This window comes from Clostridium simiarum (genome assembly GCF_018919175.1).
GTDB lineage: Bacteria > Bacillota > Clostridia > Clostridiales > Clostridiaceae > Clostridium_L > Clostridium_L simiarum.
Genome location: NZ_JAHLQL010000001.1, coordinates 599,266 through 625,050, shown reverse-complemented (window position 1 = coordinate 625,050; position 25,785 = coordinate 599,266). Strand labels below are relative to the sequence as shown.

Genomic DNA, 25,785 nt, shown 5'->3' with positions numbered 1-25,785 from the left:
CTTATGTCCGTAGAAAAAATGTATATGGTAAACCTGATTGGAGCTTTTTCAGACTTTGAAAAACTTACAAAATCTTTAGCATTAGATGGGTATATACATCCAGTAAATGCATTGCAGGAGATAAATTCCTCAGACTTTGCTTTAAAGACATCGGAAGATAATATAGAGGCTTTAATGGATGTAAGTTATATTAGACCTTATTCTTATGATAGGGATTTTAACTTAAGTTTAAAGTATTTAGAAAGATTAAAAGAAGAAAGAAATAATTTTAATATAGCTAAAGAAGAGGTTAAAGAAGTAATTTATGATTATAACTTAATGGAAAAAGAGCTTGATGAGGTTTACTCTAAGTTTCAAATTTTGTATAAAGAGTATGAAGGATTAAAGGATAAAGCTCAATATATAAAAAATACCTATGAAGCTTTTGAATTTTTAAAGGATGTTTCAGTACCTTTAGAAGATATAACTTCTATGAAAAATTTCAAAGTAGGTCTATACAAGGTAAGTCAAGAGAATATGAAGAAAATTAAGGCTAATTATGAGAATATACCTTCTGTAGTTACTAGCGTTTATAAAGAAAAAGATTTTGTTATATTTACAGCTTTTACACCAAAAATTTTAATAAATGAATCTGAAAGAATTTTTAAATCTGCTAACTGTGAAGAACTTCTTTTACCTTATCAATACAAGGGTACGCCAAAAGAGGTTGTTAAAAAGCTGAGTATAGAAAAAGAAAATACAATGGCTGATATTGCTTTAATTGAAGATAAGCTTAAGGAATTTTTAAATAACAATTCCAAAAGAATATCAATACTTGAAAATAGCTATGAATTAGAACAAAAATCTTCAGAAATAAAGAAAACAGCAGCATGCACTAATGAGTTTTTCTATTTATCTGGATGGGTACCTTCTACATATATAGAAAAGATTGAAAAGCTTTTAAGTTCTTTTGAGGAAAGAATAATTCTTATAAAAAAGACTCCAAAAGAGATAAATAATAAAGCAATAATACCACCTACAAAGCTTAATAATAAAAAATTATTTAAACCTTTTGAAAGTATGGTTGGAATGTATGGAATACCTAGTTACAGTGAAATTGATCCTACTCTTTTCCTTGCTATAACATATACCATAATGTTCGGTGCTATGTTTGGAGATGTTGGTCAAGGGGCGGTACTACTCTTAGCAGGATTATTTTTAAAGTATAAACAAAAAAGAGTTAATTTAGGAGGGATTTTATCAAGATTAGGTGTTAGTTCCATGGTATTTGGATTCCTTTATGGAAGTATATTTGGATTTGAAGATGTGATAGATGCTCTTTTGATTAGACCTATGGAAGATATAAATGATATTTTAATATGGGCTATTGTCTTTGGTTGTGGCTTCCTTGTGCTTGGATTTATATTAGGCATTATTAACAGCTTAAAGAGAAAAGACATAGAGCATGGGTTATTTGGAAAAGATGGACTAGCAGGATTCTTATTTTATTTAGGAGTTCTAACATTGGTTTTAACTAAATTAATGAAGAAAGATGTATTACCAATGGGAGTATGGATGGTTTTCCTTATATTTTGCCTAGTTTTAATTTTATTAAAGCAACCTTTAGCAAATATGATAATAGGGAAAAAGCCTTTATTTGAAGATGGAGCTAAAGATTACTTTATAGAAGCAAGTTTCGAGGTAATAGAGACCTTGTTATCTATGTTCTCAAATACAGTTTCTTTTATAAGAGTAGGTGCCTTTGCATTAAACCACGTTGGCCTCTTTGTTGCCTTTTCGGCAATGGCAGAGATGACTAAAAATGGTGTAGGATCAGTGCTTATTCTGATTCTTGGAAATATAATTATAATTGGATTAGAGGGGCTTATAGTATTTATTCAAGGATTAAGACTTCAATATTATGAATTGTTTAGTAAGTACTATGAAGGTAGTGGAATTCCATTTGAACCTATAAAGGTCAATTTTAATTAGTTTTATAATAATTAATATAATTTGAAAGAGGTGCAATTTTATTATGATGATATTATTAGTAGTAACATTTTGTGTTGTAATAGGAACTATAACTTATGGAGTGGTTCAAAAAGGAAGAGATGAAATCAATGGAAAACAAAAGATAAGAAAGGCTTTAAAAGTAAACTTAAGCATATTTATACCAGTTATAACAGCGGCTTTGGTTATGAATATACCAAGTATAGCACATGCAGCTGAAGCTACATCTCAAGGAGCATCAGGACTTGGATATCTAGCAGCAGGATTATCTACTGGACTTGCTACTATCGGAGCAGGTTATGCAGTTGGTGCAGTTGGATCTTCAGCATTAGGCGCTGTATCAGAGGACCCTAAGATATTAGGAAAAACTCTTATATATGTTGGTCTTGGTGAAGGTATTGCAATATATGGTCTTATAATATCAATAATGATACTTTCAAGAATATAATTAGGGTGATAATAAATGAAAAGTTTTTTAATAAGTGATAATATAGATACTTTTGTTGGTATGAAAATGGCTGGAATTGATGGCTTAGTATTACATCAAAGGGAAGAAGTTATAAAAAAGATAGAAGATTTAAGGAATGATAAAGAAATAGGCATTATTATAATAACAGAGAAAATAGGTCTTCTAATAAATGATGTGGTAAGAGAGATAAAGTTATCAAAAGAAGGTCCACTACTAGTTGAAATTCCAGATAGACATGGATCTATAAAAGGTAACGATGCTATAGTTAAATATGTAAAAGAATCTATTGGACTTAAGATATAGGAGGTTAAATATATGACCACCATTGAAGATAAAATAAACTTGTTTTCAAAAATATTGTATGACAGATTGAATGAAGAAAAGGAAGAAAAGTTAAATAAGTTTAATGAAGAAGCTGAAATAAAGCTAAAATATGAAAAAGAAAAAATAGAAGAGCTTAAAAAGAATACTCAAAGAGAGGTATTAAAGAAAGCTAATATTAAGGCAAATGAGATTGTTGCTAAAGAAAAATTAAATAAACAAAGAGATATATTAGCTCTAAAAGATAAGATTATAAAAGATACCATATCAGAAGTAAAAGAAAAACTTTTAGATTTTGTAAACTCTAAAGAGTATGATGATTACTTTATGAATATATTAAAAAAATCTTTAAATGAAGTAGATCATGGAAAGTACTATGTAATACTTTTAGATAGGGATATAAAAAGATACGAATCTTATATAAAGGAAGTTATTGAAAGTAACTCTCATGGAACTATTGAGGTAAAAATATCTAATGAGGACTTTATTGGAGGTCTTATAATTAGAGATTTTGAAGGAAGATTTAAAGTAGATAATAGCCTCTGTTCGAAACTGGAAGAAAGTAAAGAGATTATTGGTGTTAAGATTATGGAAATGCTTGCTTAGGAGGTGAACATATGGAAGGAAAGATTGTTGGAGTAAATGGTCCTGTTGTAAAAGCTGAGGGTATGAAAGGCTTCAAGATGAGAGAAATGGTTATGGTTGGGCATAAGAAGCTCATCGGAGAAATAATTATATTAGAAGAAGATTTTGCAACCATACAGGTTTATGAAGAGACAGGTGGACTAAAGATAGGTGAGCCTGTAGTTTCAACTGGAAACCCTTTATCCCTTAAGTTAGGACCTGGTATATTAGGAAATATATTTGATGGAATAGAAAGACCTCTAGAAAAAATAAATTCCATATCTTATGGATTTATACCAGAGGGAATAGGACTTATATCTTTAGATGAAAGTAAGCTATGGAAAACAGAGATAACTGTTAAAGTAAATGATGAGTTAAAAGAGGGAGATGTGTATGCTAAAGTTCAAGAAACCCCCACTATATTACATAAGTTAATGGTTCCTCCTGGAATCTTTGGTAAGGTAATTGAAGTAAAAGAAAATGGTGAATATAATATAGAAACTACAGTGGTTACCTTAAAAGACGGGGAAAGAATTCATGAACTTAAATTATATCAATATTGGCCAGTAAGAAGTGCTAGACCTGTGAAGGAGAGAAAAACTATATTTAGACCACTAATTACAGGTCAACGTATAATTGATGTATTCTTTCCTTTAGCGAAGGGTGGAACCTGCGCTATACCTGGAGGTTTTGGAACAGGAAAGACTATGACTCAACATCAGTTAGCAAAGTGGTCTGATGCTGATATAATAGTATATATAGGTTGTGGGGAAAGAGGAAATGAAATGACAGAAGTTTTAGAAGACTTCCCAAAACTTATAGATCCTAGAACAGAATTACCTCTTATGAACAGGACTGTGTTAATAGCTAATACCTCTAATATGCCAGTTGCTGCTAGAGAGGCTAGCATATACACAGGTATAACCTTAGCAGAATATTTTAGAGACATGGGGTATCATGTGGCTATAATGGCTGATTCGACTTCTAGATGGGCTGAGGCATTAAGAGAGATATCAGGAAGACTTGAAGAGATGCCGGCAGAAGAAGGCTATCCTGCTTACTTACCATCAAGGCTTGCTGAGTTTTATGAAAGGGCAGGTTATGTAGAAAATCTTAATGGTACGGAGGGGTCTGTTACAGTAATTGGTGCGGTTTCTCCAGCGGGGGGAGACTTTTCAGAACCTGTAACTCAAAACACAAAAAGATTCGTTTCAGCATTTTTAGGTCTAGATAAAAAACTAGCTTATGCAAGGCATTATCCAGCAATAAATTGGTTATCTAGCTATAGTGGATATCTTTCTTTATTAAAGGATTGGTATGAGGAAAATGTAGCAGAGGATTTAATGGATCTTAGAGCTAAGATGCTAAAAGTACTATATGAAGAGAATAAACTAAGTGAAATAGTGAAATTAGTGGGAGAAGATGTATTGCCAGACGATCAAAGGTTAATTATGGAGGTATCAAAATGCCTTAAGGTAGCTTTCTTACAACAAAATGCTTACCATAATTTAGATACCTATGTTCCTCTTGAAAAGCAATATAAAATGTTAAAGGTAATTGAGCGTTTTTATGATTATGGCAATAAAGCAGTAAGGGTTGGAATTCCAATATCAGTTATTATGGATAAAGATATTATGGAATCATTATATAAAATGAAATATAATGTTCCCAATGATAATTTTTCACTGATAGACAATTTGGATAAAGATATTATAGATTACTTCAATGAAATAATGAAGAAATATAAGTAAGGGAGGAACTTAAGATGAAAAAAGAATACTTAATGCTCGATAGAGTTCAAGGTCCTCTAATAATATTATCTGATGTAAAAGATGTAGCTTATGATGAAATAGTAGATATACTTGTGGACAATAAGCATAGAAAAAAAGGTAAGGTTGTTCAAATATACAAAGATAAAGCTGTAATACAAGTCTTTGAACCAACCTTAGGTATTTCTGTAGATAATACATCAGTACATTTCCGTGGAGAGTCTTTTAGGATACCTTTATCTAAAGATATTTTAGGAAGAGAATTCAATGGTATAGGAGAACCAAGGGATAATGGAGGAGAGGTTTACTCATTAAAAAAATATGATGTAAATGGTAGACCTATGAATCCTGTAGCAAGAAAATACCCTAGAGACTATATACAAACGGGTATATCTTCAATAGATTGCTTGGCTACATTAATAAGAGGACAAAAACTACCTATATTCTCTGGTAACGGTATGGCTCATAACGAATTAGCGTCGCAGATTGTAAGGCAGGCAAAAGTATCTGGAGGGGAAGATAATTTCTGCATTGTATTTGGAGCTATGGGTATAAAACATGATGATGCACATTTTTTTAAAAAGAGCTTTGAAGAAGCTGGTGTTTTAGAAAAAGTTGTTATGTTTACTAATCTTGCAGATGATCCAATAGTAGAGAGAATAATTACCCCAAGATGTGCTTTGACTGCAGCGGAATATTTAGCCTTTGAAGAAGGTATGCATGTACTTGTAATATTAACAGACATTACAAGCTATTGTGAAGCTTTAAGAGAACTTTCCTCTTTAAGAGAAGAAGTACCAAGTAGAAAGGGATACCCTGGATACTTATACTCTGATTTAGCATCCTTATATGAAAGAGCAGGTATGATGGAGGGAGAAAAGGGAAGTATAACTCAAATTCCTATACTAACTATGCCTAATGATGATATAACCCACCCTGTTCCAGACTTAACAGGATTTATCACAGAAGGGCAAATAGTTTTAAGTAGAGGTATTCAACAAAGAGATATTTATCCCCCAGTAAACATTTTGCCTTCTTTATCTAGACTGATGAAGGATGGAATAGGTGAGGGGTATACAAGAGAGGATCATGCTGAAGTATCCAATCAGATTTTTGCTGCCTATTCAAGAGTTCAAGATGTAATAGCTTTAGCTCAAGTAATTGGTGAGGACGAATTATCAGAAACAGACAGAACTTACATGGAATTTGGAAGACTCTTTGAAGAAAAATTTTTAAAGCAAGAATATGATGAAGATAGGGATATGATGGAAACTTTAGATTTAGCTTGGGAAATATTAAACATACTTCCTAAAAATGAATTAGATAGAGTTTCTCCAGATATGTTAAAGAAATATTATAAAGCAGTGGTGAAGTAACATGGAAAATTTCGCACCTACTAAATCTACTTTAATTTCAGCTAAAAGTTCTTTAGAATTTTCAAAGAAAGGCTTTGAATTATTAGATAAAAAGAGAAATGTTTTAATAAGAGAGATGATGTCTTATGTTTCAAAGGCTTATGAACTTCAGGAACAGATAAATTCAACTTTTAATAGGGCTTATGAGGCATTAAGAGATGCTAGCATAAACTCAGGTATAATTAATGTAGAAGATATAGCTATGGCAATAGAAGAATCTAAAGACTATGATATATTATTTAAAAGTGTTATGGGAGTGGAAATTCCTAAAGTAATCTTTGAAAAGAAGGAAATAGAACCTAAGTATGGATTCTACAGAAGTTCAGCTTCTATTGACGAGGCAGTAAAGGAATTTAATAAAGTAAAATTCTTAACTTATGAATTAGCGGAAGTAGAAAATGCAATTTATAGATTAGCTATGGAAGTAAAGAAAACTCAAAAGAGAGCTAATGCATTGCAAAATATACAGATTCCAAAATTTGAAGAGGTTGTTAAGTTTGTTACTGAGGTTTTGGAAGAAAAAGAAAGAGAAGATTTCTTTAGATTAAAGGTTGTAAAGAAAAAACATAAAACTTCATAGTTTTTATATTAAGCCACATTTATTTTTAAATAGATGTGGTGATTTTTTATTACTATTTGAAATAAGAATTTTAATAATGTTATATTGTAGGAATTTTATAGCAATGATAGAATGGTAAGGAAGGCTATTAAAATTAGGAGGTGGCTATTAATGGACATAAAAAAAAGGATTGAAATGCTTAGGGAAGAGATGAAAAAGAATCAGATAAAGGCTTATATAATTCCTAGCAGTGATTATCATCAAAGTGAATATGTAGCAAAGTACTTTAAATACAGAGAATGGATATCAGGTTTCACTGGTTCTGCTGGAACTGTGGTTATAACAACTGATAAGGCAGGTTTATGGACTGATGGTAGGTATTTCATACAAGCTAATAAAGAGTTGGAAAATAGCGACATAGAGTTATTTAAGATGGGGATTCCTAATGTACCAGAGTATTCAGAGTGGCTTTTAGCTGAATTAGAAGAAGGAGACAAGGTAGGTTTTGATGGTAGAACCCTATCTGTTAATCAATATAACAAAATGGAGCTTATGTTTAAGAATAAAGGATTGATACTAGAACATAAATTGGATTTTATAGATAGACTTTGGGAAAATAGACCAGAGATACCTAATGGAAAGATATTTAAGCATGATGTAAAATATTCAGGAAAAAGTACACTGGATAAGCTTAATGAGGTTAGGGGATCTATGAGAGAAAAAGGAGCTACAGCTTATTTTATCTCTTCACTAGATGATATAGCTTGGTTATTTAATCTTAGAGGACAGGATGTAGCAAACAATCCAGTTTTTCTATCTTATTCTCTTATAACCTTAGAAAAAGCAATATTATTTGTAGATAAAAATAAAGTTAAAGATCTTGATTTAAGTGATTTTAATAAGGATAATATAGAAGTTATAGATTATAATGAGGTTCAATCTGTAGTAAATTATTTAAATAATCATGATAAAGTGTTAATGGATGCAGAAAAAACAAATATATATATGTATAAGATAATTGAAAGTAAATCTAAAACTTTATTAGAGGATAACATTACTTCAAAATTTAAGGCCATTAAAAACCCTATAGAAATTAAAAATTTAAAGCATTGCCAAATTAAAGATGGTGTGGCTATGGTTAACTTTATACATTGGTTAAAAAATAATATTGGAAAAGAAGAAATAACAGAGATATCCGCAACAGAAGCTTTAGAGGACTTTAGAGCACAACAGGAAAACTTTATAGAGCCAAGTTTTGATACTATAGCAGCTTACAAGGAACATGGAGCAATGATGCATTATAAAGCTACTAAAGAGAAAGAACATAGCCTAAAAGCAGAAGGATTTTTCCTTGTAGATTCAGGCGGGCAATATTTAGATGGTACTACTGATATTACTAGAACCATAGTCATGGGAAATTTAACAGAAGAAGAAAAGAGAGACTTTACTCTAGTTTTAAAAGGGCATATAGGATTAAGTAATGCTATATTTTTATACGGAACTACTGGATCCAATTTAGATATACTTGCTAGAAAACCTATGTGGGATAGGTTTATAGATTATAAATCTGGTACTGGTCATGGGGTAGGATTTCTTTTAAATGTCCATGAAGGACCTCACCGTATTAGTACTATACCAAACAATGTAAGGTTAGAGTTAGGTATGATAATTACTAATGAACCTGGCATATATAGAGAAGGTAAACATGGGATTAGAACTGAAAATACGCTTTTAGTTGTAGAAAAAGGTGAAACTGAGTTTGGAAAATTCTTTGGTTTTGAAACTATTTCTTATTGTCCAATTGACTTAGAGGCCATAGAAGTAGAGCTTTTAACTGAAGAAGAAAGAAATTGGGTAAATCAATATCATTCTATGGTTTATGAAAAATTATCACCACATCTTAAAGAAGAGCAAAAACAATGGCTTTATTCAGTAACTAAAGCCATATAAATATTAAAAGTAAATCTTTATGAATCTATCTCATAAAGATTTACTTTTTTATTAGGGTATTTAGTAATTTATAAAAGGTTTAATAGCTTTTTATAAACATTTGAGTCCAGTATTTTACTCCACTTTTAGTAGTAGCAAGACCTACACCTAATTCGTTATAATTAGAACTTAATATATTACTTCTATGTCCAGGTGAATTCATCCAAGAAGTAACTACCTCTTGAGGAGTTCTTTGTCCCATAGCAATATTTTCTCCAGCGGCACTAAATTTTAATCCGAAGTTTTCCATCATCATAAAAGGTGAACCGTAAGTTGGAGATTGGTGAGAAAAATAGTTTTTATCTATCATATCCTGAGATTTATAACGAGCAACCCTAGATAGTTGCCAATTAGATTTTAATGGAGCTAAACCTCTATTTGTTCTTTCTAAGTTCACTAGCCTTAAAACTTCATTTTCATGAGTGGTTATTTGCTCACTGAGTGCAGGAATCTTTAATTTCTGACCAGGATATATCAAATTCGGGTTTGAAACTTCTGGATTAGCATTAATTATTTCGCTTACGCCTATTTGATATTTTACTGCAATCTTCCACATGCTATCATTAGGTTGAACGGTATATAAAGTTTGTGCCATTACATTTTTTACTCCAAAGCATAAAAACAAACATAAAGAAAAGAAGAAAGTTCTCTTTTTAAGATTCATAAATTTATCACCTCATATATAGTATCTATAATTTTTAAAAAAATATAGATGAGAATATATGGTGTTTTTAAAATTATTTTTTTAATAAATTTCAACAATTGTCACCAAAAACAAACATTAACAATATAATAATATATACCCAAGTAAGTTGAAAAGTAAAGGAGGGATAGCTGTGGGACATCATAGAAGAAAATGTGGTTGTTGCTGTACTCCATGTTGTAGAGGTGGATTCAACAATTGCGGTATAGGATTCAATAATTGCGGTTGTGATATAATATGGATATTGCTACTTTTAGGAATTTGTTAATTAAGTTTATGATATAATAGGAAACATGCTACTTTTAGGAATTTGTAGATAATATAAGGAGAGCAGAAGCTCTCCTTATATAAATAAATTTTCATAAAAACTTTTTAGTAATAAAGCATCTTTCTCTAAAATTGGACTTTCACATATTACGCAACCTTTTACATCGTAATCTGCAAATGCTTTTAGACAAGCTTTATAATTAAAATCACTTTCTTCAAAAGGAAGGTGATTTTTTTCGCCCTTTAATCCATAATTTATCCCAGAAAGGTGTATGTGCATATCCTTTATACCATCCTCACCTAAATTAGATAATATGTATTCCAAGATATTAGCAAAATCTTTATAATCTTTTAAGCAGCCATTACCTCTAGCATGGACATGAGAAAAATCTATACAAGGTTTACAATGGGGTAATTCTTTAGATAAACTAACTATTTCTTCTACAGTACCAAACTGAGTACCTTTTCCAGTAGTCTCCAATCTGTAAACTATATTAGACTTAGGGAGTTTCATAAGCTCTTTTTTTATGCTATTATAGGTATCAACTTTAGAACTATTAAGATAGTAGCCAGGATGAAAAATTAAACTAACACCACCTACAGATAGTAATGCTTCAGCACCTTTTTCGATTCTTTCTCTTGATTTCACTTTCTTTTCTTCCTCTTCAGCATTTAAGTTTATGAGATATGATCCATGAGCTGAAAGATAAAAGTCGCTTTCAATTTTTGATTTTATTACAGAATCTCTATTTTTATTTGTGATATTAACAGATCTAACAAAGGGGAGCTCCATTGCATCTAACCCAATACTTTTAAGATATGTTATTCCTGTAGAATAATTAAATTTTTCATTATTTTCTCCTAGGGGTAACCCAGATATACCAAATAAAAGTTTGTCCATAGTATACTCCTTTTCTATATAAAATATAAGTAAAGTATATCAAAAACCAATAGAAAACTTCAAATATTAACATAATAAATATTATGTTAATTAAAATAAAATGTAAACTAAAAATTGATTTTAATCCAATTAATAAATATAATCTTAATAGAACGTAAAAAGATGGAGTTGAATAATTAATGGAAGAAAGATTACAAAAATACATGGCAAGATGTGGAGTAGCTTCTAGAAGAAAAAGTGAAGAATATATTCTTGATGGAATTGTAAAGGTTAATAACCAGGTTATTAGAGAACTTGGCTTTAAAGTAAATCCAGATAAGGATAAAGTTTATATAAATAATAAGCTTATAGTTCCTGAAAATAAAAAGGTATATATAATGCTAAATAAGCCTGAAGGATATGTAACTACATTAAAAGATGAAAAAGGAAGGAAAACCATATTAGATTTAGTAAAGGTAAAAGAAAGAATATTCCCCATAGGCAGATTAGACTATGATAGCTCTGGACTTTTATTACTTACTAATGATGGGGAAATATACAATAAAATAATACATCCAAGAGAGGTAGTAGGGAAAACCTACTTGGCTTTAACCAAAGGAATATTTAGCAAAATGGAAATTCATAAATTTAAAAACGGTGTTGACATAGGAGGTTATATAACTAAAGAAGCTAAAATAGAAGTTAAAGAAATTTATAAAGATAAATCTTTGGTTGAAATTACTATACATGAGGGGAAAAATAGACAAGTTAGAAAGATGTGTTCTGCATTAGGTCATGATGTAATTGAATTAAAAAGAATATCTGTAGGTAAAATTAAGTTGGGTGACTTAGAAAAAGGAAAATGGAGACAGTTAAATAAAGAAGAATTAGATTATATAAATTCTTTATAAGGAGATAAAATATGTTTAATTATACAGCGGATATAAGTTTATTATCTCATAAAATAATTAAGGATAATATAAATAATTTTAATGTAGCAATAGATGCTACTTTAGGAAATGGCAATGATAGTGATTTCTTGTCTGAACACTTTAAAAAGGTATATTCTTTTGAGATACAGCATGAGGCTATATTAAGTTATAAAGAGAAAAGTATACCTAATGTTATTTTAATTGAAGAATCTCATGAGTTTATAAAAAGTCATGTAGAGGATAGAGTAGATTGCATAATGTATAATCTAGGCTTTTTACCTGGTGGAGATAAAAGTATAACTACTAAGTGGGATTCTACATTAACTAGTATAGAGCAAGGTTTGGAACTTTTAAATCCAGGAGGAATTATATCTTTAGCTATATATAGTGGACACCCAGAAGGTAAGAAGGAAAAAGAAGAATTATTAAAATACGTTTCCTCCTTGCAAAAGAATATCTATGGAGTTATGATTCATGAGATGCTTAATAGAGTTAATGCTCCTTCACTTATAATAATTGAAAAAAAATAATACACTAAAATACTCTATAAAAAATATATAGATGGATTAAAGGGTTTAATTAACAAAAAAATGAATTACTTATTGAATAAATTTTCATTAGATGATAAACTGAAATAAATATTTCATTTTTTTATAAAATTGAAGAAAGGAACGGAAATATTTATGGAAAGCAATCAAGATCTAATGAGAATGATTCAAGTAAAGTTTCCAAGATTAAGTAAGGGTCAAAAATTAATTGCAGAATATATATTAAAGCATTATGATAAGGCAGCTTTTATGACCGCTGCAAAATTAGGAACAAGTGTAGGGGTTAGTGAATCCACTGTGGTTAGATTTGCAAATGAACTTGGATTTAGTGGGTACCCTAAACTTCAAAAAGCTTTACAAGAATTAATTAAAAACAAATTGACTACAGTGCAAAGAATTGAACTAGCTAATGATTTTATAAGTGAAGAAAATGCTCTTAAAGGTGTATTAAAAGCTGATATGGAAAATATAAGATCTACCCTTGAAAAAATTAATCATAAAACCTTTGAAGATGTTGTACAAAATATTTTTGATGCTAAAAGGATTTATATTATTGGATTAAGAAGCTCCACTGCTTTAGCTGAATTTTTAGGGTTTTACTTAAATGTAATACTAGATAATGTTAAAGTAGTAGGCTATGGAATCAGTGATATATTTGAACAGATAATTAGAGTAGGAGAGGGAGATCTAGTAATAGGAATAGGATTTCCACGTTATGCTACAAGAACTATTGAAGCTTTAACTTATGCTCAAAGTAGAAATGCTAAAGTAGTAGCTATAACAGATAGCTTGTTATCTCCATTAGCCTCTCAAGCAGATTATACATTAATAGCACAAAGTAACATGGCCTCATTTGTGGATTCACTAGCGGCTCCTTTAAGCGTTATTAATGCTTTAATAATTGCAGTTGGATTAAGAGAAAAAGAAAATATTTCAAAGACTTATAATGATTTAGAGGAAATTTGGCAAGAATACGAGGTTTATTCTTATAAAAATATTGAGGATAGATATTAATTTTACAAGCAATCCTGCATTAAAATGAAGGATTGCTTTTTAATTGTGTTAATCATTGCAAAAGTAAAATTTTTTAGAAAAAAAGAAGGAATACCTTACTAAATATAGAATATTAATAGTGTCAAGAAATTTGATATGCAAATATAATGTAAAATGAAGCATTACATTCATTTTAGGGGGTATTATTAAAATGACAAAGCAAAGATTAAATCCATCTCAGTACATTGAACAAGTAATTGAAAACGTTAAGAAAAGGAATGCTGGGGAGCCAGAATTCATTCAAGCTGTGGAAGAGGTTTTAGATTCTTTAGCTCCAGTTTTAGAAAAACATCCAGAATACATTGATGCAAATCTTCTTGAAAGATTTTGTGAACCTGAAAGACAAATAATGTTTAAAGTGCCTTGGGTAGATGATGAAGGAAATGTACACGTTAATCGTGGATTCAGAGTTCAATTTAATGGATGCATAGGGCCTTACAAAGGTGGTATAAGATTCCATCCTTCAGTTTACTTAGGAATTATAAAATTCTTGGGTTTTGAGCAAATATTAAAGAATTCATTAACTGGACTTCCAATAGGAGGAGGAAAAGGTGGATCCGATTTTGATCCAAGAGGAAGATCAGATGGAGAAATCAGAAGGTTCTGCGAAAGCTTTATGACTGAATTATATAGACATATAGGACCAGACGTAGACGTTCCAGCAGGAGATATAGGTGTAGGAGCAAGAGAAGTTGGTTATATGTATGGATATTACAGAAGAATAAGAGGAGCTTTCCAAAATGGTGTGCTAACTGGTAAAGGACTTTCCTATGGTGGAAGTTTAATAAGACCAGAAGCAACAGGATTTGGTGTTGCTTACTTCTGTCAGGAAATATTAAAACATGAAGGAACAGATTTCAAGGGTAAAACAGTAGCAGTATCAGGATTTGGTAATGTTGCATGGGGAGTATGCCAAAAGGTAGCTGATTTAGGTGGAAAGGTAGTTACACTATCAGGACCAGATGGATATATCTATGACCCAGATGGAATTGTTACCCCAGAAAAAATAAATTACTTAGTAGAAATGAGAAACTCTGGAAGAGATAAAGTTGAAGATTATGCTACAAAGTTTGGTGTTCAATTCTTCAAGGGAGAAAAACCATGGGGAGTTAAAGTTGATATAATAATGCCTTGTGCTACTCAAAATGATATTCATTTAGAGCATGCAAAACAAATAGTAGATAATGGAATTAAGTTTGTATGTGAAGCAGCTAATATGCCTTGTACAAATGAAGCTGTTAAGTACTTCTTAGAAAATAATCTTATAGTTGGACCTGCTAAAGCAGCTAATGCTGGAGGGGTTGCAGTTTCTGCATTAGAAATGTCACAAAACAGCATGAGATTATCTTGGACAAGAGAAGAAGTAGATCAAAAATTACATCAAATTATGATTAACATACATGATACAGCAATGACTGTTTCTAAGAGATATGGATTTGGATATAACTTAGTAGCAGGTGCAAACGTTGCAGGTTTCGTAAAAGTTGCAGAAGCTATGTACGCTCAAGGAATTTACTAAAATATAATTAAAAACAGCTAAAACCTTAGGTTTTAGCTGTTTTTTTCAGATTTTTAAGTGGATAAATTTATTATAAATTGACAAATATTTTGTCAAAGTTTATCATTAAACTAGTTTGATATAGTTATAAACTAGGAGTTGAATATATGAAAAAAATTATAGTAATAGGTGCAGGACCAGCTGGATTAATGGCAACAATTAAAGCTTCTGAAAAAGGCTTAGTTTACTTAGTTGATGGAAATGAAAAAATAGGTAAAAAATTATACATTACAGGTAAAGGAAGATGTAATGTTACTAATGCCAAAAGCATAGGTGACTTTTTTGATTATATACCTGGAAATCCCGAGTTCCTATATAGTTCACTTTATACTTTTACTAATGAAGATGTTATGAGTTTTTTAGAATCCTTAGGAGTGGCATTAAAAGTTGAGCGTGGAGATAGAGTGTTCCCAGAATCAGACAAATCATCAGATATAATAAGAGCCTTTCACAAAGAGTTAGATAAAAGAGGAGTTAACGTACTTTTAAACTCAAAAGTTAAAGATATAAAACATAAGGATAAAATAATAAACTCTATTGTTTTAGAAGATGGAACAGAATTAAATGGAGATTATTTCATTTTAGCTACTGGAGGGGTCTCTTATCCTCAAACTGGTTCCACTGGTGATGGTTATAAATTTTCAAAGAAATTAGGACATAATATAATAGAACCTAAGCCTTCTTTAGTGCCTATAGATATTAAGCAGCAGTGGGTAAAGGAGCTTCAAGGATTATCTTTAAAAAATATAGAGCTTAGCATTATTAAAGACAAGAAGGTTTTGTTTAAAGATTTTGGTGAAATGCTATTTACTCATTTTGGTATATCTGGACCAATAGTTTTAACTGCTAGCAGATTTATAAAAAATAAGGAAGGGTACAAAGTGAAAATAGATTTAAAACCTTCTCTTGATGAAAGTACTTTGGATAAAAGAATACAGAAAGACTTTATAAAATATATAAATAAGGACTTTAAAAATTCTCTAGAGGATTTACTCCCAAATAAACTTATTCCTATTATAATAAAACTTAGTGATATAGAACCTGAAAAAAAAGTAAATGCAATTACAAAAGAAGAAAGAAAAAAATTAGTATACATATTAAAAAATATGGAGTTAGATGTAAAGGGATTAAGACCTATTGCGGAAGCTATAGTTACCGCTGGAGGAGTTGACACTTTAGAGATAGACCCTTCTACAATGAAATCTAAAGTGGTTAAAAACTTATACTTTGCTGGAGAAGTAATAGATGTAGATGCTTTTACAGGGGGATATAATGTTCAAATAGCCTTATCTACAGGTTATCTTGCAGGAAGTAGGGTAGGTGAAGATGATGATAGCTATTAGAGGTGCTATAACTATAGCCAAAGATGATGAAGAATTAATAAAAGAAGCAACTATAGAATTGTTTCAACAAATTATTGAAACTAATAATATGAATAAGGAAAATATAATTTCTGTGTTTTTTTCTTGCACAAAAGATATAACTAAAGTATATCCAGGAAAATATATAAGAGAGGAATTAGGGTTAAATAACGTCGCTATAATGCATTTCAATGAAATGGAGGTGCATTCAGATAAATATATGCCTTTATGCATTAGAACTTTAGTTTTATATGAATGTTTAGATGGGAGAGATACATTTCAATCCGTCTATTTAAGAGAGGCTAAAAAACTTAGACCAGACCTAAATCATTAACAAAAACTATCTTAAAGGATTTTAGTTTTTTATATAGAATATATAAATACTATATACCAATACCATTGAAAGGAGAATTATTTTGAGATTATCAGTAGCTATAGACGGACCAGCAGGAGCAGGAAAAAGTACCATTGCAAAGTTATTAGCAAAGGATTTTAATCTTATGTATATAAATACAGGAGCTATGTATAGAGCTGTTACATTAATGGCACTAAGCACAAATGTTTCTTCAGAGGATATTGATGGCTTATGTGATTTAATAGATAAAATGGATATGTATTTTAATAAGGATAGGTTGATATTAAATAATGAAGATGTTGAAGAGAAGATAACCTCTCCGGAAATTAGTAAAAAAGTATCAGAATTTGCTGCTTTACCTGAAGTAAGAAAAAAGTTAGTTAAATTACAACAGAATATGTCAAAACAGTATGATGTAATAATGGATGGTAGAGATATAGGGACAGTAGTTCTTAAAGAGGCACCCTTTAAGTTCTTTCTAACAGCCTCTCCAGAGGAAAGAGCAAATAGAAGATATAAGGAATTAGTAAATAAAGGCTTAAAGGTGGAATATGAGGATATATTAAAAGATATAATAAATAGAGATTATTTAGATAGTAATAGGAAGACAGACCCACTTAGAAAAGCTGAAGATGCCATAGAAATTGATACTACAGGTTTAAATATTGATGGTGTAGTTAATAAGATTTCAGAACATATAAAAAGTTCTTTAGTAAGTGGAGCCAAATAAAGGAGCGAATTATGAAAAATCAAGTAATATTATCTCAAAACTCAGGCTTTTGTTTTGGTGTAAAAAGAGCAGTAGAGGATGCCATTAATACTCAAAAAAATCTTAGTAAAAATATTTATACATTAGGGCCATTAATCCATAATGAAAGTGTAATAAAATATCTTACAGAAAATAATATATTCCCTATAGAGTTAGAAGATTTAGAAACTCTTAAAGAGGGAGATACTATAGTTATAAGGTCTCATGGTGTACCTAAAGATACATATGTTAAGTTAAGTGAAAAAGGGTTTAATATTGTTGATTTAACATGTCCGTTCGTATCAAATATACAAAATAAAGTAAGTAAATATTCTGAGTTAGGATATGATATACTAATAGTAGGTGACCCAAATCATCCAGAAGTTAAGGGTATAAATGGATGGTGTAATAATAAAGCATTTATATTTAAAAATGGAGAAGTAGATGTTTCTCTACCTAAAAGGGTGTGTGTAGTATCACAAACTACAGAAAAACAAGAGAATTGGGAGAAAGTCATCGCCACAGTAGCTAAAGAATGTAAGGAATTTATAGCTTTTAATACTATATGTTCGGCTACAGAAGTGAGGCAAAAAAATGCATTTAAAATTTCAGAATCTGTAGATAAAATGGTTGTTATAGGTGGCAGACATAGTTCTAATACTAATAAGTTATATGAAATATGCAAAGCCAATTGTGAGGATACTATACATATAGAAACTGTAGAAGATATTCCTAAAAACTTTCTACAAAACAACAATCCCTATTCTATAGGAATTACGGCAGGAGCTTCTACACCAGATTGGATTATAAAGGAGGTATTAAATAAAATGAATGAAGAGAAGAACTTTGAAATAAATGAGCAGTTAGCATATATGGAGGAAAACGACAACAGTGTATTTGTAGGTCAGTTGGTAAAGGGTAAAATAATATCTGTAAATGAAAAAGAGGTATATGTAAATATAGGATACAAGTCAGATGCGGTGTTACCTAAAGAAGAAATAACTTTAGAAGAGGTGGAATTAAAAAATATTCTTAATGTAGGTGATGAAATAGAAGCTAAGGTAATTAGCAGAACTAATATAGATGGATATGTGGTTCTTTCAAGAATTGAGGTACAAAGAGAAAAGGCTTTTAATGAACTAAAGAAGATGAATAGTAATGATGAGGAATTAGAGGTTAAAATAGTTGAAGAGGTTAAAGGTGGATTAATAGCAAATTATAATGGAGTAAAGGTTTTTTTACCGGCATCACACATAGAACTACACCATGTAGAAGATTTAAGTCAATATATAGGTAAGACTCTTAAAGTAAAAGTAATAGAGTTTAGTGAAGAAAAAAGACAAACAAAAATAGTTATATCAAGAAGAGCCATATTAGAAAAAATAAAAGCTGAAATGGAATTAAAGGCTTGGGAAACTTTCCAATTAGGTGATGATTATGAAGGGGTAGTAAAAAGATTAACTGGTTTTGGGGCCTTTGTAGAGGTAGAGGGTGTAGATGGACTATTACATGTATCTGAAATCTCCTGGGGCAAGGTGAACAAACCTTCTGATGCATTAAAGGTTGGAAGTAAGATAAATGTTAAAATTATCGAATTAGATAAGGAAAATAAAAAGTTGGGATTAAGTATTAAAGCCTTAAAAGAAGATCCTTGGAAAGATGTAGAGCAAAAGTATCCAACAGGAAACATAGTTTTAGGTAGGGTTGTTAGATTCGCTGATTTTGGAGCATTTATTGAATTAGAGCCAGGTGTAGATGGATTAGTCCATATATCTGAAATAAGTCACAAAAGAGTTAATAAGCCATCAGATATGTTAAAGATAGGGGAGCAAGTAAAAGCAAAAATATTAGAAAGCAATACAGAAAATAAGAGAATCTCTTTAAGTATTAAATCTATAGAATAAAATTAAATTATATAAAACCCCCTAAGAGCAATAGCTAATTATTGATCTTAGGAGGTTTTTCTTTTATTAAGTAATAAAAGCTTAATAATTCAATATATTTATATAGATAACAATATTGTCTATGGAGTGGAGATTATTGGATAGATTAGATGTGGATGTTAATATATTTCCTAAAGAAAAAAGGATGATAGAGCAATCCATGCAGTATTATGGATTAAATATTATAAATATAAAAAAAGTGAGAAGTGCTTATAAGGTTACATGTAAAGAGGGGACTTATTGTTTAAAAAGAATGAAGAGGGGAAAAGGTAAAGTAAAAAATGGATTTATCCTTGTAGAAGAACTAAATAAAATAGGTTTTAATAAAGTAGCCAAATATATTAAAACTAAAGAAGGATATAACTATGTTAAGTATGGAAAATACATTTTATATTTAACTGATTGGATAGATGGAGAGGAAATTAAAATAAATGATGAATTAGAAGCATCTCAATGTGCTATGCTACTTGCCGAGTTTCATAATGCTGTAGAAAAAATAGATATTTCAGAGCTTAAAATTAAAAACAACCTAAAAAACTGGCCTAAAATATTTTTATCAAATCTTTATGATTTAGAATACTATAAAAAATTAATAAGTCGTAAAAGACTTATTAATGAATTTGATAAATTATATGATAGCTATATAGATATATTATACGAAAGAGGGGTAATAGCTTTGAATATTCTTCAAAACTCCTATTATTACGATATATCTAAAAAAGCTGAACATAATAAAACTTTATGTCATGACAGTTTTTATTATCAAAATATACTAAAAAAACAGGAAGAGTATTATATTGTAGATTTAGATAGTATAATCATAGACTTAGAAGTTCATGACTTAGGTAAGTATATAAGGAGATTAATGCATAAAAGTGATTTTATGTGGGATTTTGAAAAGGCTAAATGCATAATTGAAGCTTATATATCAGTAAGACATTTAAGTAAAGATGAATTAGAGGTTATGCTAGCATTAATCATATTTCCACATAAATTTTGGAAGCTAGGAAAAAAGAGATATGTAAAACATAAACATTACAGTGAAATAAAATATATGAAAAAATTAGAAAAAATAATAAGGTATATAGAGCTACAAGAAAGTTTCATCTCTAAATACATAGAATATTTGGAGAACCTCTAAATTTCATTAATTATATCTATATAAATCAATAAAATATTGACTTATACAGAAGCCTATATTATACTGATTTTGTCTAATAATTAATGTTAATTATGAGGTAATTATGTATAATTGTGCTAAATTATCAAAAAAGAATTGCAGTATTTTTACTGATATGTTGAAAAGGTCTAGAGAATTTAATAAATTGAATAAGGATTACTATAATTGTTATAAGAACTATAGTGCTTTAGAAAGAATTCTAATGAAATCTTCTACATTATTGCTTAAAGATGAAACGGGATATATAGGATATCTTTGGTACGAGAAACTTGATAAAAAGGACTACACAATACACTCTATGTGGATTAAAGAAAATATAAATTTAAGTACCATTAATAATTATCTCAAAATTTTCAAAAAAGAGTATAATCTTTTTTATGAATGTAAAAGTAACAGCTATAATAGTAAGGTTTTAAGTAAACTAGGCTTTATTAAGACAGAAGGAAGCATAGAGCTCTTGATTAAAGTAGATAGTGATTTTAAGTTAGATTTAATTGAAGACTTAGAATTTGAAATTTTTCAGGAAGGAAGGCAAGAACCTCTAAGGTGTCTTATTCAAAATGAAATATTTAAAAATAAAAATAGGATACCTCTGGTGATAGAAGATATCATATTTGATGAAAATCAAGATTACTATATAAAATCTGGAGGGGTATTTTTAAAGTATAGAGATGAATATATTGGATATGGACAACTGATTTTAGATGATGATGCTATTATTATAGTAAACTTTGGGGTAATTCCTAAGTTTAGAGGTAGAGGATATAGCAAGTTATTAATAAAAAAATTACTGAGCATGGCACAACAAAAAGGTTATTCAAATATTAAAATAAAAGTTGCTAATAATAATGTAAAGGCCTTAAATCTTTATAAAAGTATAGGGTTTAATTTCAATGAAGAAATATCCCTTTGGCAATTTAAATATAATAATACAAATAATAAAAAGAGGGCATAGGCCCTCTTTTAAATTACAACTTTTTATAAGCATCTAATCCTTTAGCTAATACCTCCATAGCTTCTTTTAAGTCTTTGGAGTTTATACAATAAGAAATTCTTATTTCATTTTTCCCTAAACCATCAGTGGCATAAAAACCTTCAGCAGGAGCTACCATAACTGTTTTGTTATCATAGTTAAAGTCAGTTAACATCCACTTTGCAAAATGATCTGCATCACTAATAGGCAACTTTGCAACTACATAAAATGCGCCAGTAGGTTTTTCGCATACAACACCTGGAATGCTTTTTAATGATTCATAAAGTATATTTCTTCTGTTTTCATATTCTTTTTTAACTTCCGCAAAATATTCTTTAGGTGTATTTATTAAATTAGCTGCACCTATCTGTTCTAAGGTCGGAACACACAATCTTGATTGGCAAAGTTTTAGTATTTGTTTTATTAAATCTTTATTTTTGGAAGCAACTAAACCTATCCTAGCTCCACAAGCACTATATCTTTTAGATATACTATCTACTAAGATAACTCTATCTAAGATGTCTTCCATATATAATACAGAGGTATATTCTAAGTTATCATATATGAATTCTCTATAAACTTCATCAGCAATTAAAAATATGTCTTTCTCCTTAGCTATATCTGCTAACATTCTTATTTCATCATAAGTATAAACTACACCTGTAGGATTACCTGGATTTGATATTAATATAGCTCTAGTTTTATTAGTTATTTTTTCTAATATAGTTTCTTTATTAGGCAGATGAAATCCATCTTCAGCTTTTGTTAAAAAAGGAACTACATTAACTCCGGCAGCTTCACTGAATCCATTATAGTTTGTATAAAAAGGTTCAGGAATTATAATTTCGTCTTCACAATCACATATAGCCATTATAGCAAATAATAGAGCCTCACTACCACCATTAGTTACCAATATCTCATCTTTTTCAAAGCTTATATTCCACTCATTATAATAGCTAATAAAGCTATTAATAAGTCCGTCCATTCCCTGAGAGTTAGTATACTTTAATACTGTTTCTTTAAACTTTGAAATAGACTCAAAAAAGGTCTCAGGTGTTTTTATATCTGGTTGACCTATGTTTAAAGGAAATACATGTTTGCCTTTTGATTTAGCTTCTTCTGCATAAGGAGTAAGCTTACGTATAGGTGAAAATTGCATTGATTGAATTCTCTTAGAAAAATTCATGTGATAACCTCCCTCTATAATTTTTAATATTCTTATTATAGTAATTATAGTAATAACCCTTTAATTAATACAATTAAAACTTTCCACAAGATGTAACCCTATAGGGAAATCAAGAATCTACTTAATAATACTTGCTTAAAACTTTTCCTAATCTTTCTATACCTTCTTTTATTTTTTCTTCAGGCATATTAGAATAGTTTAATCTAAAATAATTTTTATGTCCACCATTAGGGAAGAAAGAAGCACCAGGTACAAAAGCAACCTTTTCCTCTAAAGCTTCTTTTAATATCTCAGCAGCATCTAGACCTTCTTTTAATTCCACCCAGGTAAATAGACCACCCTTTGAATTAGTGAATTTTATTTCCTTAGGGAAATATGCTTTCATTGAATTTATCATAATATCTCTACGTTTTTTATAAACTTCTATTATTTTTGCAATATGTTCATCTAAGTTATATTCTTTCATGTAAGCAGCTGCTATCCTTTGGTCTAAAGTACTTGATTGTAAATCAGCACCTTGTTTTATCATTACATATTTTTGGATGATATCCTTATGTCCACATACCCAACCTATTCTTAAGCCAGGACAAAAAGTTTTTGAATAAGTTCCTAATTGAATTACAAAACCTTCTTTATCAAAGCTTTTTATAGTTGGATATTTTTCTCCATCAAAAATTAATTCTCCATAAGGGCTATCCTCAATTACAGGAACTTGATATTCAGCTCCTATTTCAGCTAATCTTTTTCTTCTTTCTATAGTCATAGTTTTGCCTGTAGGATTTTGAAAGTCTGGTATGGTGTAGATGAATTTAGTGTTCTTATGCTCTTTTAATGCCTTTTCTAACTCTTCTATTATCATACCATCATCATCCATAGGAATTTCCACGAAAGTAGGTTTATAAGCTTTAAATGCATTTATAGCTCCTAAGTAGCTAGGACTTTCACAAAGGATTACATCACCTTCGTTAATAAATAATTTAGCTGAAAATTCTAGTGCTTGTTGTGAACCACTAGTTATCATTATATTTTCTAAAGATGCATTTATTCCAACAGGTTTTAATCTTTGCTCAATTATTACTTCTCTTAAAGGATTAAATCCTTCTGTTGTACTATATTGTAATGCTTCTCTTCCTTGTTCCCTTATAACTTTTGAAGCAACTTTCTCCATATTCTCTATTGGAAAAAGTTCAGGAGCTGGTAGTCCGCCAGCGAAAGATATTATTTCAGGTTGTTGTGTTAATTTTAATAGTTCTCTAATTTCTGAAGCTTTAATTTCTCCCATTCTATCGGAGAATTTAATATTCATAAAAGCACCCCCAACAAATATTTCGATTTAAATACATTAAATACAGTTATATAATTCTACATTTTAATCTGTTTTCCTCTTTTAAACCTTTACACTGAATAATATATTTCAATCTTTTAATAATTTAAACAAATCCTAATTAACTCATAAAATTTTCAAAGGATTTATTATTAAAGTACAATCTGTTAATAGCTTATCCTAATATACAAAAAATAACTTCAAAAAGTTTACTAAGTTATATATAATAGATTAGAATGGTATTTTTATAATATAGACAAGGAGTAGAAGAAAGAATGAAAGAACAATTGAAATATTACATAGAAACCTGGGGTTGTCAAATGAATGAAGAGGATTCAGAAAAACTTTCAGGAATGTTAAAAAATATAGGTTATGAGAAAACAGAAAGTAAGCTTGATGCCTCTGTTATTATATTTAACACTTGTTGCGTAAGAGAAAACGCAGAACTTAAGGTTTATGGAAATCTAGGTGCATTAAAAAAAGTTAAGCAAAACAATCCAAATTTAATTATAGCAGTTTGTGGATGCATGATGCAGCAAAAAGGTATGGCAGATATTATATTAAAAAAGTATCCTTTTGTTGATATAATATTTGGAACCCATAATGCTCATAAATTTCCTGAATATTTAAATAGGGTAAGGCAAGAAGGAGTTCAGGTAAAAGAGATTGTAGATAAAGAAACTCAAATAGTTGAAGGAGTGCCTGTTGATAGGGAAAGTGATATAAAAGGCTTTGTAACTATAATGTATGGCTGTAATAATTTCTGTACTTATTGTGTAGTACCTTATGTTAGAGGAAGAGAAAGAAGTCGAAAACCTGAAGATATAGAAAAAGAAATAAAAGATTTAATTTCAAAGGGCTATAAAGAGATTACTTTACTAGGACAAAATGTAAATTCCTATGGGAAGGGGCTAGAAGAGAACCTAACCTTTGCGGATCTTTTAAGAAGAATAAATAAAATAGAAGGTCTTGAAAGAATAAGATTTATGACTTCTCATCCCAAGGATTTATCTGATGATGTAATATATGCAATTAGGGATTGTGATAAATTATGTGAACAGATACACTTACCAGTGCAAAGTGGCTCTAGTAATATATTAAAGAAAATGAATAGACATTATGATAGAGAAGATTATTTAAATATAATCAAAAAAATTAAAAAAGAGATACCTGGCATTGCAATTAGTACAGATATAATTGTAGGTTTTCCAGGAGAAACTGAAGAAGACTTTGAAGAAACCTTAAGCCTTGTAAAAGAGGTGGAGTATGACTCTGCATTTACCTTTATATACTCTAGAAGAAAATTTACTCCAGCAGATATGATGTTAGACCAAATTAGTGATGAAGATAAGCATAGAAGGTTTAACAAGCTAGCTGATTTAGTTAAAGAAATATGTGCAAAGAAAAATAAGGAATATGAAGATAAAATAGTAGAGGTTCTTGTAGAAGGTTTAAGTAAAAATGATGAGAATAAGCTTATGGGAAGAACAAGAACTGGAAAACCAGTTAACTTTATTGGAGATAAAGAAAGCATAGGTAAGTTAGTAAATGTAAAAATAACTAATGCACTATCCTTTTCTCTTAATGGAGAGGAAATTTAAAAAGCTCTTATCTATTAAGAGCTTTTTTAAAATTTAAT

Annotated in this window: 24 protein-coding genes; 20 read left to right on the top strand and 4 right to left on the bottom strand. The window is 29.8% G+C overall.

From position 1 onward, the window contains the following. Positions 1 to 3: 3 nt before the first annotated feature. From KQI89_RS02905 to KQI89_RS02870, 8 genes are all read left to right on the top strand, one after another. Positions 4 to 1,971 (top strand): V-type ATP synthase subunit I, encoded by a 1,968-nt coding sequence (locus KQI89_RS02905; RefSeq protein ID WP_216455813.1) that lies wholly within the window; start codon positions 4 to 6, stop codon positions 1,969 to 1,971. A gap of 43 nt (positions 1,972 to 2,014) precedes the next feature. Further along, a complete protein-coding gene (locus KQI89_RS02900; protein ID WP_032121633.1) occupies positions 2,015 to 2,437 on the top strand; it encodes an ATP synthase subunit C in 423 nt (140 codons plus the stop codon). A gap of 15 nt (positions 2,438 to 2,452) precedes the next feature. Then, the gene (locus KQI89_RS02895; protein ID WP_032121632.1) at positions 2,453 to 2,761 is read left to right on the top strand and encodes a V-type ATP synthase subunit F; all 309 of its coding nucleotides are present in this window, start codon (positions 2,453 to 2,455) and stop codon (positions 2,759 to 2,761) included. Between the two features lie 12 nt (positions 2,762 to 2,773). After that, positions 2,774 to 3,385, top strand: coding sequence for a V-type ATP synthase subunit E (locus KQI89_RS02890; RefSeq protein ID WP_216455812.1), 612 nt, complete (start codon positions 2,774 to 2,776; stop codon positions 3,383 to 3,385). An 11-nt stretch (positions 3,386 to 3,396) separates the two neighbouring features. Beyond that, positions 3,397 to 5,154, top strand: a complete 1,758-nt coding sequence (locus KQI89_RS02885) for a V-type ATP synthase subunit A (RefSeq protein ID WP_216455811.1) — start codon at positions 3,397 to 3,399, stop codon at positions 5,152 to 5,154. Positions 5,155 to 5,168: 14 nt separating this feature from the next. Then, positions 5,169 to 6,548 carry a V-type ATP synthase subunit B gene (locus tag KQI89_RS02880; RefSeq protein ID WP_032121629.1) on the top strand — a complete coding sequence of 460 codons (1,380 nt, stop codon included), beginning with the start codon at positions 5,169 to 5,171 and terminating at the stop codon, positions 6,546 to 6,548. Position 6,549: 1 nt separating this feature from the next. Further along, a complete protein-coding gene (locus KQI89_RS02875; protein ID WP_032121628.1) occupies positions 6,550 to 7,167 on the top strand; it encodes a V-type ATP synthase subunit D in 618 nt (205 codons plus the stop codon). 150 nt (positions 7,168 to 7,317) lie between these two features. Further along, positions 7,318 to 9,096, top strand: coding sequence for an aminopeptidase P family protein (locus KQI89_RS02870; protein WP_216455810.1), 1,779 nt, complete (start codon positions 7,318 to 7,320; stop codon positions 9,094 to 9,096). Between the two features lie 79 nt (positions 9,097 to 9,175). Here the strand turns inward: KQI89_RS02870 and safA are convergent, their stop codons facing one another. Then, positions 9,176 to 9,799 (bottom strand): SafA/ExsA family spore coat assembly protein, encoded by a 624-nt coding sequence (safA, locus tag KQI89_RS02865; protein WP_216455809.1) that lies wholly within the window; start codon positions 9,797 to 9,799, stop codon positions 9,176 to 9,178. A gap of 172 nt (positions 9,800 to 9,971) precedes the next feature. On the opposite strand from safA, the gene KQI89_RS17890 reads away from it, so the two are divergent. Further along, positions 9,972 to 10,106, top strand: a complete 135-nt coding sequence (locus tag KQI89_RS17890) for a hypothetical protein (protein ID WP_279231050.1) — start codon at positions 9,972 to 9,974, stop codon at positions 10,104 to 10,106. Positions 10,107 to 10,181: 75 nt separating this feature from the next. Here KQI89_RS17890 and KQI89_RS02860 read toward each other — a convergent pair whose 3' ends face one another. Then, positions 10,182 to 11,006 (bottom strand): TIM barrel protein, encoded by an 825-nt coding sequence (locus KQI89_RS02860; RefSeq protein WP_216455808.1) that lies wholly within the window; start codon positions 11,004 to 11,006, stop codon positions 10,182 to 10,184. A gap of 179 nt (positions 11,007 to 11,185) precedes the next feature. Here KQI89_RS02860 and KQI89_RS02855 point away from each other — a divergent pair, with 179 nt between their 5' ends. The 10 genes from KQI89_RS02855 to KQI89_RS02810 all read left to right on the top strand — a co-directional run bounded on the left by KQI89_RS02855 (position 11,186) and on the right by KQI89_RS02810 (position 21,618). After that, complete coding sequence (locus tag KQI89_RS02855) at positions 11,186 to 11,896, top strand: pseudouridine synthase (protein ID WP_216455807.1); 711 nt, start codon at positions 11,186 to 11,188, stop codon at positions 11,894 to 11,896. An 11-nt stretch (positions 11,897 to 11,907) separates the two neighbouring features. Next, a complete protein-coding gene (mnmM, locus tag KQI89_RS02850) occupies positions 11,908 to 12,447 on the top strand; it encodes a tRNA 5-(aminomethyl)-2-thiouridylate-methyltransferase MnmM (RefSeq protein ID WP_216455806.1) in 540 nt (179 codons plus the stop codon). A 153-nt stretch (positions 12,448 to 12,600) separates the two neighbouring features. Next, on the top strand, positions 12,601 to 13,479 hold the full coding sequence (locus tag KQI89_RS02845; RefSeq protein WP_032121622.1) for a MurR/RpiR family transcriptional regulator: 879 nt from the start codon (positions 12,601 to 12,603) through the stop codon (positions 13,477 to 13,479). 190 nt (positions 13,480 to 13,669) lie between these two features. Continuing rightward, positions 13,670 to 15,037 (top strand): NADP-specific glutamate dehydrogenase, encoded by a 1,368-nt coding sequence (gdhA, locus tag KQI89_RS02840; protein WP_216455805.1) that lies wholly within the window; start codon positions 13,670 to 13,672, stop codon positions 15,035 to 15,037. 146 nt (positions 15,038 to 15,183) lie between these two features. Continuing rightward, a complete protein-coding gene (locus KQI89_RS02835) occupies positions 15,184 to 16,419 on the top strand; it encodes a BaiN/RdsA family NAD(P)/FAD-dependent oxidoreductase (RefSeq protein ID WP_216455804.1) in 1,236 nt (411 codons plus the stop codon). Further along, complete coding sequence (gene aroH, locus KQI89_RS02830) at positions 16,403 to 16,771, top strand: chorismate mutase (RefSeq protein ID WP_425514073.1); 369 nt, start codon at positions 16,403 to 16,405, stop codon at positions 16,769 to 16,771. The genes KQI89_RS02835 and aroH overlap by 17 nt, the downstream gene beginning before the upstream one ends. Positions 16,772 to 16,853: 82 nt before the next feature. Then, complete coding sequence (gene cmk, locus KQI89_RS02825) at positions 16,854 to 17,522, top strand: (d)CMP kinase (protein ID WP_246582942.1); 669 nt, start codon at positions 16,854 to 16,856, stop codon at positions 17,520 to 17,522. Positions 17,523 to 17,533: 11 nt separating this feature from the next. Then, positions 17,534 to 19,444 (top strand): bifunctional 4-hydroxy-3-methylbut-2-enyl diphosphate reductase/30S ribosomal protein S1, encoded by a 1,911-nt coding sequence (locus tag KQI89_RS02820; RefSeq protein ID WP_216455803.1) that lies wholly within the window; start codon positions 17,534 to 17,536, stop codon positions 19,442 to 19,444. Positions 19,445 to 19,580: 136 nt separating this feature from the next. Continuing rightward, complete coding sequence (locus tag KQI89_RS02815; RefSeq protein ID WP_246582941.1) at positions 19,581 to 20,624, top strand: CotS family spore coat protein; 1,044 nt, start codon at positions 19,581 to 19,583, stop codon at positions 20,622 to 20,624. A gap of 103 nt (positions 20,625 to 20,727) precedes the next feature. Beyond that, on the top strand, positions 20,728 to 21,618 hold the full coding sequence (locus KQI89_RS02810) for a GNAT family N-acetyltransferase (RefSeq protein ID WP_032121616.1): 891 nt from the start codon (positions 20,728 to 20,730) through the stop codon (positions 21,616 to 21,618). A gap of 13 nt (positions 21,619 to 21,631) precedes the next feature. Here the strand turns inward: KQI89_RS02810 and KQI89_RS02805 are convergent, their stop codons facing one another. Continuing rightward, positions 21,632 to 22,822 carry a pyridoxal phosphate-dependent aminotransferase gene (locus tag KQI89_RS02805; protein WP_032121615.1) on the bottom strand — a complete coding sequence of 397 codons (1,191 nt, stop codon included), beginning with the start codon at positions 22,820 to 22,822 and terminating at the stop codon, positions 21,632 to 21,634. Positions 22,823 to 22,943: 121 nt separating this feature from the next. Further along, positions 22,944 to 24,128 (bottom strand): aminotransferase-like domain-containing protein, encoded by a 1,185-nt coding sequence (locus tag KQI89_RS02800; RefSeq protein ID WP_032121614.1) that lies wholly within the window; start codon positions 24,126 to 24,128, stop codon positions 22,944 to 22,946. 293 nt (positions 24,129 to 24,421) lie between these two features. On the opposite strand from KQI89_RS02800, the gene miaB reads away from it, so the two are divergent. After that, positions 24,422 to 25,747 (top strand): tRNA (N6-isopentenyl adenosine(37)-C2)-methylthiotransferase MiaB, encoded by a 1,326-nt coding sequence (gene miaB / locus KQI89_RS02795; protein ID WP_032121613.1) that lies wholly within the window; start codon positions 24,422 to 24,424, stop codon positions 25,745 to 25,747. The last annotated feature ends 38 nt before the right edge of the window (positions 25,748 to 25,785 follow it).

Coding starts and splice junctions, on each gene's coding strand:
- KQI89_RS02905 (WP_216455813.1), top strand. CDS start 4: ATGTCCGTAGAAAAAATGTATATGGTAAACCTGATTGGAGCTTTTTCA.
- KQI89_RS02900 (WP_032121633.1), top strand. CDS start 2,015: ATGATGATATTATTAGTAGTAACATTTTGTGTTGTAATAGGAACTATA.
- KQI89_RS02895 (WP_032121632.1), top strand. CDS start 2,453: ATGAAAAGTTTTTTAATAAGTGATAATATAGATACTTTTGTTGGTATG.
- KQI89_RS02890 (WP_216455812.1), top strand. CDS start 2,774: ATGACCACCATTGAAGATAAAATAAACTTGTTTTCAAAAATATTGTAT.
- KQI89_RS02885 (WP_216455811.1), top strand. CDS start 3,397: ATGGAAGGAAAGATTGTTGGAGTAAATGGTCCTGTTGTAAAAGCTGAG.
- KQI89_RS02880 (WP_032121629.1), top strand. CDS start 5,169: ATGAAAAAAGAATACTTAATGCTCGATAGAGTTCAAGGTCCTCTAATA.
- KQI89_RS02875 (WP_032121628.1), top strand. CDS start 6,550: ATGGAAAATTTCGCACCTACTAAATCTACTTTAATTTCAGCTAAAAGT.
- KQI89_RS02870 (WP_216455810.1), top strand. CDS start 7,318: ATGGACATAAAAAAAAGGATTGAAATGCTTAGGGAAGAGATGAAAAAG.
- safA (WP_216455809.1), bottom strand. CDS start 9,799: ATGAATCTTAAAAAGAGAACTTTCTTCTTTTCTTTATGTTTGTTTTTA.
- KQI89_RS02860 (WP_216455808.1), bottom strand. CDS start 11,006: ATGGACAAACTTTTATTTGGTATATCTGGGTTACCCCTAGGAGAAAAT.
- KQI89_RS02855 (WP_216455807.1), top strand. CDS start 11,186: ATGGAAGAAAGATTACAAAAATACATGGCAAGATGTGGAGTAGCTTCT.
- mnmM (WP_216455806.1), top strand. CDS start 11,908: ATGTTTAATTATACAGCGGATATAAGTTTATTATCTCATAAAATAATT.
- KQI89_RS02845 (WP_032121622.1), top strand. CDS start 12,601: ATGGAAAGCAATCAAGATCTAATGAGAATGATTCAAGTAAAGTTTCCA.
- gdhA (WP_216455805.1), top strand. CDS start 13,670: ATGACAAAGCAAAGATTAAATCCATCTCAGTACATTGAACAAGTAATT.
- KQI89_RS02835 (WP_216455804.1), top strand. CDS start 15,184: ATGAAAAAAATTATAGTAATAGGTGCAGGACCAGCTGGATTAATGGCA.
- aroH (WP_425514073.1), top strand. CDS start 16,403: ATGATGATAGCTATTAGAGGTGCTATAACTATAGCCAAAGATGATGAA.
- KQI89_RS02820 (WP_216455803.1), top strand. CDS start 17,534: ATGAAAAATCAAGTAATATTATCTCAAAACTCAGGCTTTTGTTTTGGT.
- KQI89_RS02810 (WP_032121616.1), top strand. CDS start 20,728: ATGTATAATTGTGCTAAATTATCAAAAAAGAATTGCAGTATTTTTACT.
- KQI89_RS02805 (WP_032121615.1), bottom strand. CDS start 22,822: ATGAATTTTTCTAAGAGAATTCAATCAATGCAATTTTCACCTATACGT.
- KQI89_RS02800 (WP_032121614.1), bottom strand. CDS start 24,128: ATGAATATTAAATTCTCCGATAGAATGGGAGAAATTAAAGCTTCAGAA.
- miaB (WP_032121613.1), top strand. CDS start 24,422: ATGAAAGAACAATTGAAATATTACATAGAAACCTGGGGTTGTCAAATG.